Below are 15,366 nucleotides of genomic sequence, written 5' to 3'. Positions count from 1 at the left end.
ATCCTCAACTCAAGTGATCTAAAGGGTTGGCTGAATCGGTAACTGTATACGAATACAGGTCCCTTGATCATGTTGGGCCGAAGATGCCATAATTTTTCCCATATGTGCCCCAATAATCGCCTTGACAATAGTTAAACCTAATCCTGTGCCATATTGTCCACGATCACCACGCTGCATGGTATAGAACATATCAAAAATCTGTTCTCTTTCCTCTGCTGGAATACCTTGACCTTGATCGGTGATGGCAATTTCTACTTCATTTTGATTCATTTGAGTCACCTCAATCACAACTGCTGTATGTTCTGGTGCAAACTTCGCCGCATTTTCTAAAACATTAAAAATCGCTTGTTCAATTAAAGCAGCATGAACGAATAGACTTAATGTCGATGAAGGCAGATCAACATCAATCATTACCTGAGGCATATACCGTGATAAGCGCCTGACCGCTGAACCAATCAATTCATCCACACCAATCCAATCACGTTTTAAACTGAGCCCTTCATGTCCTAATCGTGTCATATCAAGTAAATTTTGAATATAACGATCTAAACGCTCCCCTTCTAAATGAATTGCTTCTAATAAACTATTCTGATCCTCTTCATTCATCGCATGACGATAATGACTTAATGTATCGGCTGCACCAATCATTGATGCTAACGGTGAACGTAAATCATGAGAGACTGAAGACAATAATGCTGAACGTAATTTCTCGGTTTCCGAATTGATATTTGCATTCTCCAGTGCTTTGGCCAACTGTATTCGAGATAATGCTTGTGCAATGTATTCAATCATCGCTTCTGCCAGCTGCTTTTGTGCTGTACTTAAGTGGGTCTGATCTGTAGAAAATTTCAGTCCAACAACACCCAAACACTGTTTCGATGCCAATAAAGGGACAAACCACCACTCATTTTGCGTTAAAGTCTGGGTAAAGCGCCCAGAAGGTTGATGATGTTTTAATGTCCAATCTGCTGAAATTTGTTCTTTATCTGTCAATACAGACGAAGATGCATCTACAACAGCTTCAGAAAAATAGAGCCAGACTTGTGCATGTAAATTTTGTGCCAGACTCTGTTCGGCAACTTGTCGTACTTGTTCTAAATCAACTGCGGTCGATAATTTCTGTCCAACATCTTGCATAATACTTTTATAGCTATTTGCAGCTTTTAAAGCCGTTACCTGCTCTTTCAAACGTGAAGCCAAACGACTAGAAATAAGTGCTGCTGCAAGAAAAGCCATCACCGTCATGACCCCTTGATGTGCAGAAATTTGCAAGGTAAATTTCGGTGAAATAAAAAAGAAATTATAAGCCAGAAAGAAGACGATTGCAGAAAAAAAGGCCACAAACATTCGTGTCTGTGACGCAACAAATACGACAGCCGTAATAAAAATCAGTGAAAAATCTTCAATGCCCAAATATTTTTCGGCCCAACTTGCCAAGACAATACTGCCGATGCTGGTGGCAATGATATACAACATTTCTTTAGCGGATAATAATCGTCCCCGCTCTAGTGGCGCCATTGTGCTTTTAGGCTGCCGTAAAATAGGCACCATACTGATTTCAAAACCAGGATGATATTTCAATAGTTGCTGTACAATATTGGGTTTAAATATATCCCATAAATTTAAACTGTGTGCTGATGGCTGTGCCAATACTACTGTGGATATCCCTCGGTCAACCATATAATTAAAAACTTGTTGGGCGACTTGTTGACCATATAAAATTTCGGTCATACCACCTAATTGACGGGTCAAGTTAAGTGCCTGTTCAATATGGTGTTGCTCAGATGCTTGTGATTTGGGTGAAAAAACAACCACAGTCCAAGCAGCTAAACGATGTTCAGCCATACGACATCCCATCCGAACCAAGGCTTCAGCATTTACATTGCGATCGAGTAAAATGAGAATATGTTGCTTGAGTGGAATGGGGTGTACACCTTGTATTGCAAAATTTTCTCGAACATGAGTATCCACATAATTGGCAACCGTCTGCATGGCCAATTCACGTAATGCCGTAAGATTGGCATGACTAAAAAAACGCTCTAATGCATATTGGGCTTGCTCAGGAAGATAAACTTTTCCTTGATGTAAACGTTCCAGTAGCTCATTAACAGGCAAATCAATCAAACGAATATCACGAATCCGTTCAAATACACGATCTGGTACTGTTTCTACTACACGGATACCGGTAATTTGAAAAACAAGGTCATTTAAACTTTCTAAATGCTGAATATTCATGGTGGTAAAGACATCAATACCCGCATCAAGTAACTCATGAATATCCTGCCAACGCTTTTCATGACGACTACCCGGCATATTGCTATGCGCCAATTCATCGACCAAAACAATACTCGGTTTTTGTTCTAATAGCGTATCTAAATCCATTTCTTCAAGTTGATGACCTTGATAGGCTATGGTTTGACGAGGAATAATCGGCAGGCCTGCGAGTAAATTCTCAGTTTCACGACGTCCATGTGTTTCTACATAACCAATCACAATGTTGCAGCCGGTTAAAGCCAGTTCATGTGCACGAACTAACATGGCAAAGGTTTTGCCAACTCCGGGGGCAGCACCTAAAAATATCGTTAATCGTCCAGATTGATAGCGCTGGCTATGCTGTAATAAAACATCAGCTTTATGATTGCGATTATTATTCATAACACGATACTTTGATCAAGTGACAGCGTTGTTTTAAAGTCAAACACAATTTATGTAAATTCATCAATATAATAGTTCTCTTAGCGCTATGCTGCACTGGATATGTTAAAGATGATCTTGCTGATGAATGACTGACTATCATCAGATGTCATTCGTCACTCATCAGCAAAGTCATCAAGATCTAGGTCTAATCTGCTATTGCAGATCATCATGATTTTGCTTGTAATTGATCCAAAGCAAGATTGAGCTGTAATACGTTAACACGAGCTTGACCTAACCATCCTAGAGTTGGCTGAATGGTATGCTGATGTACCAAAGCCAACAATTGATCTTCAGATAAATTTCTACTGCGTGCAATACGTTGACATTGAATGATTGCAGCCTGAACACTGATCTCAGGATCTATACCGCTGCCAGAAGCGGTAACTAAATCTGCTGGAATTTCAGATAAAGCCACCTGTTCCAATTGAGCACGATGTGCTAAACGTGTCGTAATCACTTGCTGTAGTTCTGGGCTGGTTCTTGCCATATTACTGCCCGCCATCGCCATCGGATCATAACCAGATGCAGAAGGCCGAGGCTGGAAATACTGTGCTTGTAAAAAGGGTTGCGCGACTAAAGACGAACCAACCACGCGATCATGTAGCACGATTAAGCTTCCATTGGCTTGTTGCGGAAAAAGCAGTTGACCTAGCCCTGTTGCAATACTGCTATAAGCAAAACCACATAAACCACAAACCACCACCACTAATCCCAATGCTGCACGTAGAATTTGTCTAAATGAGCAGCTTAAATCAGATTGATATTGAATATTCATTTTTATCCTCATTGACAAATTACAACAGCAATAATGGGCTAATGACGATATCAATGGCTTTGATAGCGACAAAAGGAAGTAATACACCACCTAAACCATATATCAGCATATTACGACGTAGTAATTGGGTTGCTGTAGCTGGTTTAAATTTCACACCACGTAATGCAATCGGAATAAGCAAAGGAATAATGATGGCATTAAAAATTAAGGCCGACAGAATGGCACTTTCTGAACTACTCAACTGCATAATATTTAATACTTCCATTTGAGGAATAGCCGCAATAAATAATGCAGGTAAGATGGCAAAATATTTCGAAATATCATTGGCTAAAGAAAATGTAGTTAGTGCACCACGTGTGATCAACTGTTGCTTACCAATTTCAACCACAGCAAGTAGTTTGGTTGGATCGGAATCTAAATCCACCATGTTGCCTGCATCTTTTGCTGCCTGTGTGCCTGAATTCATCGCCAAACCAATATCCGCTTGTGCTAGCGCTGGTGCATCATTGGTGCCATCTCCCACCATTGCCACCAAATGTCCCTGCTGTTGCTGCAAACGAATACAATTCAGCTTGTCTTCAGGTTTGGCTTCAGCAATATAATCATCGACACCAGCTTCAGCTGCAATCGCAGCTGCAGTCAAGGGATTATCCCCTGTCACCATCACCGTCTTAATGCCCATTTCACGTAAACGAACAAACTTCTCTTTAATACCCGGTTTAATGACATCAGATAATTCAATCACCCCTAAAATGCAGCTATCTCTTGCCACGACTAAAGGTGTTGCACCTTTTGATGCAACTTGATTGACTCGGGTCTGTAATTCACTATGCTGTGCGATAGGTTGTCCAGTAAAGTTTAAAATTGCATCTAAAGCACCTTTACGAATATGCTGACCATTGGCTAAATTAACACCAGAAATACGGGTTACAGCGTTAAAACTAATAAATTCAGTATGGTTGGGCTCTATGCTCGTTCCACCTTGTGCTTTAGCCAAACTAAGTATCGATTTGCCTTCAGGGGTAGGATCTGCCCATGAACTAAACATCGCAGCTTCACGTAATTCAGTCTCTGTCACAGTACTGATTGGATAAAATGCAGTTGCTTGACGATCACCATAGGTAATGGTTCCCGTTTTATCTAATAGCAATACATCAATATCACCAGCAACTTCAACGGCTTTACCTGATTTAGCAATAATATTGGCTTTAAGTGCACGATTCATGCCTGCAATGCCTATGGCAGGTAACAGGCCACCTATCGTTGTCGGAATTAAACACACCAATAACGCCACCAAAATAATAGGATGAATGACGATATCTAGAAAATGAGCCATGATCGGTAAACTTGCCACCACCAATACAAAAGTCAAGGTCATCACATTTAATAAAATAGCCAATGCCACTTCATTTGGTGTTTTTTGACGATTTGAACCTTCCACGAGTGCAATCATACGATCTAAAAAACTATTGCCTGTCTCTGCAGTCACTTGGACAATAATCCGATCTGTCAATACTTTAGTGCCACCAATCACACTGGACTTATCGGTACCCGCTTCACGTAATACTGCGGCCGATTCACCCGTAACCGCTGCCTCATTAATGGTTGCAAAGCCTTGAATAATTTCACCATCTGCAGCGATCAATTCACCAGCACGAACCTCAATCAAATCATTTACTTTTAATGCTGTTGCTGCAATCAAACTGCCTTCTGTATCCTGCTGAGAAGCTAACCGACGTGCAGTTAAATTTTGTCGTGCTTGACGTAATGACGATGCCTGACCGCGCCCTTTAGCCTCTGCAATCGCTTCTGCATAATTCGCAAACAATACGGTCATCAATAAAATAACGCTGACACTTAAACCAAAAATAAGATTGGCTTGCCCCGTAACGGTACTGAGTAAAGTGATCCATGTCCCGAGCCACACAATCGCCATAACTGGATTTTTCAGTGCATGCTGTGGAAGCAATTTAATCAAGGCATTTTTCCATGCTTCAGTTTGAAAAAATATCGCTATTTTCGGGGTATTAACTACATGTTTTGAATGATTCATTGCTTTTATCCCTAACCCTGTAACCATAACAGTTGATCTGCAATTGGTCCCAAGACCAGTACTGGCATAAACTGTAATAACGTCAACATCAATACAATGGCAATTAAGGTCAATGCAAAGGTTGGGGTTTCAATACGAAGACTACCCTCACTCTGTGCCATTGCTGGTTTTGCTGCAAGTCGTACTGCGATTAATAACGGAATAATTAAGGTTGGAAACCGTCCCAATAATAAAGTGATTGATGTTGTAATATTCCACCAGATGCTATTGTCTGCCAGACCTTCAAATCCAGATCCATTATTGGCAAAGGCTGATACATATTCATATAAAACCTGTGAAACTGCATGATATTGCAGATTACTATTGCCAGTTATCTCGGGAATAAATAAGCTGATTGCAGTAAAACTTAAAATGACCAATGGCTGTAAAATCATCAATATAGCCAATAATTTAATTTCGCCTGCTTCAATTTTACGTCCAAATAATGCAGGACTTCGCCCAGTCATTAAACCGGCAATAAATACAGCCAAAAATAGATAAATCATAAATTGCTGTAAACCACAGCCAATTCCACCCCAAATCGCATTAATCAGCATATTCATTAATGCAATCAATCCTGTTAAAGGTGCAGCAGAATCATGCATCATATTGACCGAGCCATTATTGACCTGAGTCGTAATTGCTGCCCAAATCGCAGAACTATGTTCAGCAAAACGTAATTCTTTTCCTTCCATCACGATTGATTGCATCGTTGTCGTAAACAAACTTTCCGACCACAGTGCACTCGCTGCTGAAACCAATGACATCAAGAGCATCGATGCAAAAACCAGAACAGCAAATCGCATTTTTCGGGTAAAGAAACCCAGCATAAAAATTACCGAGACTGGAATCAGTAAAATCGCTATCATTTCGAATAAGTTGGAAAGTGGGGTAGGATTTTCTAAAGGCGTACTGCTATTTGGGCCATACCATCCCCCACCATTACTTCCCAATTGTTTAATCGCGACCATAGGCGCAACAGGGCCAAGCGGAATTTGCTGTGTCACCAACTCACTACTTTGATCCATGACTTGAATTTGTGGTCCTGCTTGAAAAGTCGCCGGTACACCTTGGCTATTGAGTAATAATGACCACAATAAGCACAATGGGAGTAAAAAACGTAATGTTGGACGAATCAAATCTGCCCAATAATTACCGACATTGATCTGATCAACAGACTGGATCGTATTATTGATCTGCACTTGATCTTGACTACAAATTAAAGGTTGCTGGAATAAAGCACGCAAGGTGGCAACCACCATAGCCAAGCCCATCATCGGTGTAATGACCTGTAATCCAACAATAGCCACCATTTGTGATAGATAAGACAGTTGTACTTGTCCTGAATAATGTTGTTGGTTGGTATTGGTCAGAAAAGAAATCATGGTATGCAAAGCCAGATCCCATGACATATTCGGTGCATGATGTGGATTTAAAGGTAAGCTTTGCTGGGTTAACAATAAAATAAAAACGACCAACCCAAGGAAAAAACAGCTACAAATAAAGCTTAATATATAGCTTTTAACATTCATGCCCTGTTGCGGATTGGTGCCTAACATGGCATAAATTGGACGTTCAATCCAATGAAACAGGACATCACTTTTTAATGGCTGGTTTTGCATAACCTGTGCAAGATACTTACCCAAAGGATAAGCCAGAATCAGCACGATCAGTAATAGTACACTCAACTCTAACATGATCGTTCTCCACATAAGGAGCCGTCAGTTTGATTAACAGCAATATCATTATTATGGTTTTGCTGCATATATACGATTGAGCATTGTACTTGCTGATATTGAACCCATTCAGCACTCATTTTTACATCCTATCACCAGAGATATTACAAAGGCTAGTATGTAAAAAGGTGGCGTAAAATCTCTATTTAAAGCCGATATAAAGGCGTAAATTTTGCGTAAATTTTTGCTTCAAGCAGCAGATTATCTATCAGGCGTTACGATAGAAATAAGCAAGATATTATCTAAGATTTTGCTCATATTATTGGGCCAATGCGCCATGACGTTACATCGATTTGATCTGTATATAAGTGCCGCTTCAAGGCAAGCGGCACCATAGTTTTTCAACGAAGAAACAGCACTATACTTGCCGTTATTTTTCAAATATCTCTTTAAGATCTGTCGCCGTTCCTTGAGCAGATTTAAATTGGCCTTGGCTATCTTTCCATATCATAGATGGGGTCGAAAAAAAGCCATATTTATCCATTAAACCTTCATTAAAATCGAGCTTCTGTGTAATTTCAGCAGGAATTTTGCCTGCTGGACGCAATGGATGTTTGGCTTGATCTAGATTAAATTGTGTAAATATCGCTTGTGGATTTTTTGACATCAGTAATGTAGCCACTTGAGCACGGCTTTGTTCCCGAATCACGCCCACCATAATATGCCGTAGTTGTACTTTCCCCGATTTGACCCACGGTCGGGCCTGTTGCCAAAACGTATGACAGTAAGGACAATTAGGATCGGAAAAAACATAGACAATACGCGGTGCATTCATATCGCCATCTTGAATCCAAGTTGAAGCTGCTAGTGTTTGCCAAACATCTTCAAGCACCGCATTTTTAACGTGGCTATTCATTGCATCAATGGAAAGATTATCACCTTGGGCATTATAGAGATCGCCGACAATATAATACTGCTGATCATTGGATATAAAAATCGTCGCTGGATGTTGATTATTATGTCCTGCCCAGCCTGTCATACCCTGTGGTGCAGGAATTTGTTTAATAAATTCAAACCCTTGATTTTGAATTTCTGCTTTAATATCCGTTGTTGCATTCGTCAACATGGAACTACTTGAGCATAAAAGGACTAGCCAATGACGCCAGCTTAATTTGTTCATTACTCACCTATAGGATTGATCATAATTGCGCTATTTTTTGTCTATGATTTTCTGCATATATTGTTGCAGCATGGCGGGTGTAAGTTCTCCCATATGACGTGCCACCATTTGTCCTTGTGCATTAAAAAATAATGTACTTGGCAAACCAAACATATTCATTTGCTGAGCCATTTCACCCTGCTGATCTAATAATACATAGTCAAAATTAAACTGATGCTGTTGCAGATACTGCTGAATGGTCTGTGCATCTTCACCTTGATTGAGCATGATAAAGCCAACATCGCGATGACGTTGGGCTGCCTGTTGTAAGAGTGGCATTTCACGATGACAAGGTGGACACCAACTGGCCCATAAATTAATCACTGTAGGTTGGCCAATAAACTGTTTTAATGGCACAGCATCTGTTGGCTGTTTTAATAATCTAAAGGATAAATCTGGATAATGTGTCTCATGCTGCAATGCTTTTTGCGCCAAACTTCCCGAAGCCACCAACAAAATAAAAAGCATCAGCCAACTGAGTCGAGCAAGAAGAGTAAGTGCAGTATTTTTATAAAAAAACCATATACTACCGGCCAATATACCCACAATCACATTAAAACCTTGATCTTGTATTTTAATGATATCGATCAGTGAAAGCTGATAAACATCCCAATGCAACAATACAAAACCAAGACGTGCAGCAAGTAAACCAATGATAAAGGCCGTCCATAAAGAATCATCAAAACACGCTATGATCTCTTTGGACCAATTGAGCCGCGTATGACTTAAACGGCGCATCAAGGCAATCAGCAACAGTGCCAATACAACCATGAGTAAGGGCCATGGCAACATCAATGGCCCAATATGTAAAGCATCCAATGAAATCATCATGGCTGCTTCAGCTTAAGTTGCTGTAATCTGGCAATCAGTTGTGCTGCATTAAAGGTTCCGGTTAAACGTAAATCACGCTGCTCTTGATGCTGTGTATCTAAGAAAATCATGGTAGGTGGTCCTAAAATTTGCCAATCTTTTAACAGTTGATCTTGACTGACATCATAATTGGTCAAGTCCAATTTAATACGTACCACATCACTTAATACCGCTTGTACATCCGCTCTTGGCAATACTTCACGTTCAATCGGTTGACAGGCAACACACCAATCCGCATAGACATCAATGACTACAGCCTGATCTGGATGTTGTGCCAAAATTTGACGTAATACAGTAGCCTTATTGACTTTAATCCATTCAAGATGCTGATCTGCTTGGGTCACATTGATCTGTTGAATTGCTTGCACAATATGCCATCCACCACAGCATACTGAAACAATAACAACTAAAAGAATAAATAATTTACTGATCCAGCTTTGTACTTGACGCAGTAAATAACCAAGACAATAGGCTGCAAAAAGCAATAGAATGCTTGCCATTAATATAAAATAGAGTGTCATTGGCAATAATGGGCGAATAAAATAAACTGCCAAAGCCAACATCATAAAACCAAAACTAAACTTTAAACGATCCATCCATCGTCCAGGTTTAGGTAAATACTGTGCACCAAAAACAGCTGCAATAAATAATGGTAAGCCAATACCGATACCCAAAATAAACAGATAACTGGCCCCCATGAGTGGCGTATTCAATTGTGCCACAAACAATAAAGCGCCAGCTAAAGGTGCGCTCATACATGGACCAACAATCAGTGCAGCAATCATCCCCATTAACAATGCACCCAATAAGGTACCACCTTGTTGTTTTTGCTGCCAAAAATCAAGGCGATGTAATAAACGCTGTGGTAATGAAAGTTGAAATACGCCAAATAAGTTGATTGCAAACAGCAGAAATAAAAATGCAAAAATACCAATAAAGAATGGGCTTTGAAACCAACGTTGAAAACTGTAACCTAATTGTGCAACAGCAAACCCCATCACGGCATATACTGCGGCCATACCGAAGACAAATGTACCTGCAATCAATGCAGCTCGATAACCACGTTTACCCTGTACCAAAATACCCGAGATAATTGGAATTAAAGGCAAAGAACACGGCAAAAAGGCCAGTAATATGCCTAAAGCTAAAAATATCAATAAGTTAACTATAAGATTTTGCTGGGATAATAAATTCAAAAAGAACTGATCATTATTCCATTGGCTTTCCAAAGCCATCGCTGATGATGCAATCGCTTGTGATTGAACTTTATTGGTGATATCCGCCTGTATAGCTGTGGTTGCTTGACTGGCAGCGCTACTTTGCTGTTGATCCTGATCGTGCGATGCTGATGCGGGTACTGTCGCTGGTGGTAATGCTGCTGCAACCGTTGTTTGCGATAACGCTTTGCTAGGTGCTGTGTCTACAGGTAGTTGATCATGTGCCAGAGTCAATGACGAACTTGCCGGTGCCGTTAGCTTAGCGAGTAGTTGATGATTTTCTGTGGACTGTTGTTCTGGCAATAAACCATCTGCATCCACTTGCAGCATCTTACGCTGTAATGGATAACATAAACCACTTTCAGCACAACCTTGCCATTGAATGTTTAATTGCTGGTTAGGCTGTACTGGAATCGTCGTTTTAACGTGATGGTAATATACTTTGGTTTGACCAAAATTTGGATCATCTTTATCTTGTGCAGCAGGTAAATTCAAGCGAATCACCTGCTGCTGGCTACTCGCTTTAAATTGGTCTTGATAAAGATAATAGCCCTCTGCAATCTGCCAACTCAACTCTGCACGATCAGAGCTAATCGAGACTGCTTTAAAACGAAATGCTTGATCAGGTGGTAAAAAATCGGCATAAGCACTGTTGATCTGCAACAGATTCAATAATAGCATTGTCCAGAATAACAATATCCTCAAAAACTGTGTCATCATTTGTTTCAACATGGTTTTAACATCATCTTCATTATTATTCAAAAACTAAAATTAAGAGAGCATTAACAACATTAAATGTTTCTAAAATATTACCGATTACTTGGGAGTGATTATGTTTGTGGTCTTAGTTGAAGATGATCCATATATTGCACAAAGTATCTGTGCAGCATTGGCCTATTTGAATATTTCTGTAGAACATGTCAATAATGCACGTGATGCAGATTATTTTATTCGTAACAGTGCTGTAGATTTATGCTTACTCGATTTGGGTCTTCCCGATCAAGATGGTCTGCAATTATTACAACAATGGCGTCAAGATCAGATTGATCTCCCCGTATTGGTCTTAACTGCTCGCTTACATACCCAGCAATGTGTCATGACCCTCAATGCTGGTGCGGATGATTACTTAACCAAACCTTTTGAATTAGAGGAACTGATTGCACGTATTCATGCCTTAACACGGCGTCATCGTGGTTTTTCATCGAATATCGTGACACTGGCAGATATTCAACTGAATCGTGATACCCAAGATGTACGTTATCAAAATCAACCGATTCAGCTCTCTAGACGTGAATACAGTCTATTAGAAACCCTGATGAGCCATCCCAACCAAATTTTAAAAAATGAACAACTTCTGGATAAACTTTATGGTTATCAAGACAGTATTGAAAGCAATGCACTCAATGTTCATATTTATCATTTAAGACAAAAGCTCAATCCAGACATCATACAAACCATTCGCGGCGTTGGTTATATGTTTAAAATATCTGAGTGAAACGCATGCGTAGCAATAGTTTAAAATGGCGATTGGTGATCAGTTTATTAATGGTATTACTATGCCTATGGAGTATGGTATTTGTCTGGTTATATATTGACTTACAACATCGTTTACAGGCAACACTAGATCAACGCTTATCGGCCTCTGCACATATGGTTGCCCGTCTGATTCAACAATTACCGCTACAGGATATTTCCCCTGCATTGCTCAATTCAGTCAGTAGCACCGCAGATCAGGAACATTTAATTGCCTGTGAGGTGGCATTATTTAGTTCTGATATTCGTATTGGACATCAAGTGATTGCGAAAACACGAGGTGCCCCGAAGCAATTAAGCCAACAGCAAGTTGGTTTCAGTACTTGGCAACAAGGGACGACACAATGGCGCAGCTATGTATTGCGTCAAGGTGATATTCAAGTCGTTGCAGCAGAACGTTTATCCTTGCGAGATTCATTGTTGCAGCAAATTTTGCAATCCATATTAATTCCACTGATTCTATCCTTAATCACCTGTAGCGCCTTAATTATTTATATTATTCGTAAGGAATTTAAAAGCTTAGATCAAATTTGTGAACATCTGGGTGCTAGTAATTTATCATTAAATCAAGCAACACACTATCTAAGCCAGTTAAATCCACAGCATATCCCCAGAGAGGTTCAACCTTTTGTCGATCATTCAACACAATTAATTCAAACACTTCATCACAGTCTAGAAAGTGAAAAAGTATTTACTGCCTATGCAGCTCATGAACTACGTAGTCCCCTCACTGCCATTAAAACACATTTACAATTAAGTCAGATGATTGCACAGCAACAACATGCACCTCACACACTGCAAGAAAACTTAGAACAGGCCAATGTCAGTATTCGTCGTTATGCCTTATTACTGGAACAATTATTGACGTTGACCCAAGCAGATCATAAACGACAACACCCAGCACCTGATACTGCACTTCAGCCTGTACTACAGCAAGTGATTGATCATTTATGCCCGCTCTATCCACAGCTTAAAGATAAGCTCGACATTGAATGGCATACACTCACCACAATGAAGTTGCCTTATTTTGTACTTTATAGCGTAATTAAAAATTTAATCGAAAATGCTGAACTCCATGCAGATGCAAGCTGCATTAAAATTACCATGTGCGATCATGATTTAATGATCAGTGATAATGGTCAACAGTTAACAGCTGAGGAACTACATTACTTAAGTCAGCGTTTTTGGCGAAAATCAGCACAACAACAAGGTCATGGTTTAGGTTTAGCATTAATTAAAACGTTAGTTGAAAAGTATCACTATCAACTTATATTTAGCTTACAACATCCTCATGGTTTACAGGTGAAATGTATCGCATCAACTTAAATCGCAAATAACGGTATAAGTTGATCAAGGTCATGCTATTTTTAGCAAAGTAAGCAGATAAATATTATTATCTTATCAACCCTGCTATTTGTTTAAAGTGCTGAATCAATAAAATAATGTACGGTCTTTCAATTGATTCAATAAATCATTTCAAGGTATTTTATGGGTTGAATATTGAGTATGTTAAACTTTTATCGCCAACATCATGTAGAAAATCGCGTCAATTTTGTATCCAGATTATCACGTCGTTATTCACAATACATACTAAAAAACAAATCAAACAAATGATAATCATCAAGAGCATTTATGGAAAATAAGCCCACAATTATTGGCCCTATTCCGGATTGGACCGACGATGAAAAACCGACTTTGCCTGGATCACCTGCATTTATACAACGCTCGCTTCCAGTGCGTAGTATTTATTTACTGATTGGTTTTTTTATTGCCATTGCGGGAAGTTTAAGCAATGGATTTATTACGGCAAATCTACCTATTTTTGAAGGTCAATATGCACTCACAGCGTCAGAGGCTGCATTAATTCCTGCAGTCTATGTCATGGCCAATGTGAGTTCTAATTTATTACTGTTTAAATCTCGACAGCAATTTGGTTTACGTGCTTATTCAGAAGTAGGCTTATTGATTTTTATTATCGTGATATTGCTACATTTATTTGTCCATACCTTTGCGATGGCACTTTTTGTCAGAGCAATCAGTGGGCTTACGGCTGCCCCTTTAAGCTCTTTAGGGATGTATTACATCATGCAAGCCTTCGGCAAACAGCATTCAAAAAACGGAATGTATCTTGCGTTAGGTTGTCAGCAATTGGGTATCCCTTTGGCTTGGATCATTTCACCATCGCTGACTGAGGTCAATGATTGGGGCGTGTTATACGGTTTTGAGTTGGGTTTGGCCTTATGTTGTTTTGCTCTGGTCGTCGCTGTTAAATTACCACGCAGCTTACAAGTTAAAGTTTTTGAAAAAAAGGATTTTATTACTTTTATTTTAATGGCTTGTGGTTTTGGTTGTTTATGTTTAGTACTCACACAAGGACCGATTGTCTGGTGGTTTAATGCTCCATGGTTAGCCTATTTTCTCATAACTGGATTAATTTTAATCGCCTGTGGTTTATTTTTTGAAAGTCGACGTAAAAATCCTCTCATTATGACGGAATGGCTAGGTACAGCTGCTACATTGCGTTTTATTATTAGCGCATGTGCATTAAGATTTTTACTTTCAGAACAAAGTTATGCTGCGGTTAATTTTTTAAAGACGGTTGGCATGGGTCCTGAACAATTTGTACCTTTATATACCATCATTTTTTTTGGTGTGTTAGCGGGAACAGTATTTAGTGCTTTTACCTTTTCTTTAGACAGAATCGTGTTACATTTATTGTTAGCAGAATTGCTCATTTTAATCGCCTGTGCACTTGATCATCAACTCACCAGTGCTGCACGTCCAGTCAATTTTTACTGGAGCCAGTTTTTAATTAGTTTTGCAACAGGTATTTTTATGGGTCCCTTACTCTTAACGGGTATGATGCGCGCATTAAAAAGTGGTGCAACACATATGATTACCTTTGTGGTGCTTTTTTCAGCAACACAAAATTTTGGCGGATTAATGGGTTCTGCATTTTATTCAACTTATCAACAAATTAGAACACAAACACATCAACAAAGCCTAAAAGATGAACTGCTGCAAACGGATCCTTTGGTCCAACAACAACTGGATAGATATAAAACAAATGCACATCTTTATACAGAAGATCAAACCATACAACATCAACTTGCACTAGAAGATTTCAATCGGTCCGTGACCACACAAGCACAAGTGAGTGCTTATAATGATGTCATTACTTTAAATGCTATTTTTGCAATCCTGCTACTCTGCTGGGGGATTTTTGTCATCGCAATTAATAAATATTTGTTTAAAAAACAAAATATTAGTCCTTTTTAATATTTATA

At 39.3% G+C, this 15,366-nt stretch carries 10 protein-coding genes; 3 read left to right on the top strand and 7 right to left on the bottom strand.

Going from position 1 to position 15,366, the window contains the following annotated elements:
* Window positions 1–18: 18 nt before the first annotated feature.
* From QSG86_RS08465 to dsbD, 7 genes are all read right to left on the bottom strand, one after another.
* A complete protein-coding gene (locus QSG86_RS08465) occupies window positions 19–2,655 on the bottom strand; it encodes a sensor histidine kinase KdpD (RefSeq protein WP_317031085.1) in 2,637 nt (878 codons plus the stop codon).
* A gap of 208 nt (window positions 2,656–2,863) precedes the next feature.
* Complete coding sequence (gene kdpC, locus QSG86_RS08460) at window positions 2,864–3,472, bottom strand: potassium-transporting ATPase subunit KdpC (RefSeq protein ID WP_317031084.1); 609 nt, start codon at window positions 3,470–3,472, stop codon at window positions 2,864–2,866.
* Between the two features lie 19 nt (window positions 3,473–3,491).
* Window positions 3,492–5,525 carry a potassium-transporting ATPase subunit KdpB gene (gene kdpB / locus QSG86_RS08455; protein WP_317031083.1) on the bottom strand — a complete coding sequence of 678 codons (2,034 nt, stop codon included), beginning with the start codon at window positions 5,523–5,525 and terminating at the stop codon, window positions 3,492–3,494.
* Window positions 5,526–5,536: 11 nt separating this feature from the next.
* Window positions 5,537–7,261, bottom strand: coding sequence for a potassium-transporting ATPase subunit KdpA (gene kdpA / locus QSG86_RS08450; RefSeq protein WP_317031082.1), 1,725 nt, complete (start codon window positions 7,259–7,261; stop codon window positions 5,537–5,539).
* Window positions 7,262–7,670: 409 nt separating this feature from the next.
* The gene (dsbG, locus tag QSG86_RS08445; RefSeq protein ID WP_317031081.1) at window positions 7,671–8,420 is read right to left on the bottom strand and encodes a thiol:disulfide interchange protein DsbG; all 750 of its coding nucleotides are present in this window, start codon (window positions 8,418–8,420) and stop codon (window positions 7,671–7,673) included.
* A gap of 30 nt (window positions 8,421–8,450) precedes the next feature.
* Complete coding sequence (locus tag QSG86_RS08440; RefSeq protein ID WP_317031080.1) at window positions 8,451–9,290, bottom strand: TlpA disulfide reductase family protein; 840 nt, start codon at window positions 9,288–9,290, stop codon at window positions 8,451–8,453.
* Window positions 9,287–11,227, bottom strand: coding sequence for a protein-disulfide reductase DsbD (gene dsbD, locus QSG86_RS08435; protein WP_317032710.1), 1,941 nt, complete (start codon window positions 11,225–11,227; stop codon window positions 9,287–9,289). Before dsbD ends, QSG86_RS08440 begins: the two co-directional genes overlap by 4 nt.
* Window positions 11,228–11,378: 151 nt before the next feature.
* Between dsbD and QSG86_RS08430 the strand changes: the two genes are divergently transcribed.
* The 3 genes from QSG86_RS08430 (at window position 11,379) to QSG86_RS08420 (ending at window position 15,358) form a co-directional block, all read left to right on the top strand.
* The gene (locus QSG86_RS08430; RefSeq protein ID WP_317031079.1) at window positions 11,379–12,041 is read left to right on the top strand and encodes a response regulator transcription factor; all 663 of its coding nucleotides are present in this window, start codon (window positions 11,379–11,381) and stop codon (window positions 12,039–12,041) included.
* Window positions 12,042–12,046: 5 nt separating this feature from the next.
* On the top strand, window positions 12,047–13,405 hold the full coding sequence (locus QSG86_RS08425; protein WP_317031078.1) for an ATP-binding protein: 1,359 nt from the start codon (window positions 12,047–12,049) through the stop codon (window positions 13,403–13,405).
* Window positions 13,406–13,711: 306 nt separating this feature from the next.
* Window positions 13,712–15,358: an MFS transporter gene (locus tag QSG86_RS08420; RefSeq protein ID WP_317031077.1), complete on the top strand. Its 1,647-nt coding sequence runs from the start codon at window positions 13,712–13,714 to the stop codon at window positions 15,356–15,358.
* Window positions 15,359–15,366: the final 8 nt, after the last annotated feature.

It is taken from the genome of Acinetobacter sp. SAAs474, assembly GCF_032823475.1.
Classification (GTDB): Bacteria; Pseudomonadota; Gammaproteobacteria; order Pseudomonadales; family Moraxellaceae; genus Acinetobacter.
The sequence above is the reverse complement of the archived record's forward strand: the minus strand, read 5'-3'. Positions and strand labels throughout refer to the sequence as shown.

Coding starts and splice junctions, on each gene's coding strand:
- QSG86_RS08465 (WP_317031085.1), bottom strand. CDS start 2,655: ATGAATAATAATCGCAATCATAAAGCTGATGTTTTATTACAGCATAGC.
- kdpC (WP_317031084.1), bottom strand. CDS start 3,472: ATGAATATTCAATATCAATCTGATTTAAGCTGCTCATTTAGACAAATT.
- kdpB (WP_317031083.1), bottom strand. CDS start 5,525: ATGAATCATTCAAAACATGTAGTTAATACCCCGAAAATAGCGATATTT.
- kdpA (WP_317031082.1), bottom strand. CDS start 7,261: ATGTTAGAGTTGAGTGTACTATTACTGATCGTGCTGATTCTGGCTTAT.
- dsbG (WP_317031081.1), bottom strand. CDS start 8,420: ATGAACAAATTAAGCTGGCGTCATTGGCTAGTCCTTTTATGCTCAAGT.
- QSG86_RS08440 (WP_317031080.1), bottom strand. CDS start 9,290: ATGATGATTTCATTGGATGCTTTACATATTGGGCCATTGATGTTGCCA.
- dsbD (WP_317032710.1), bottom strand. CDS start 11,227: ATGCTATTATTGAATCTGTTGCAGATCAACAGTGCTTATGCCGATTTT.
- QSG86_RS08430 (WP_317031079.1), top strand. CDS start 11,379: ATGTTTGTGGTCTTAGTTGAAGATGATCCATATATTGCACAAAGTATC.
- QSG86_RS08425 (WP_317031078.1), top strand. CDS start 12,047: ATGCGTAGCAATAGTTTAAAATGGCGATTGGTGATCAGTTTATTAATG.
- QSG86_RS08420 (WP_317031077.1), top strand. CDS start 13,712: ATGGAAAATAAGCCCACAATTATTGGCCCTATTCCGGATTGGACCGAC.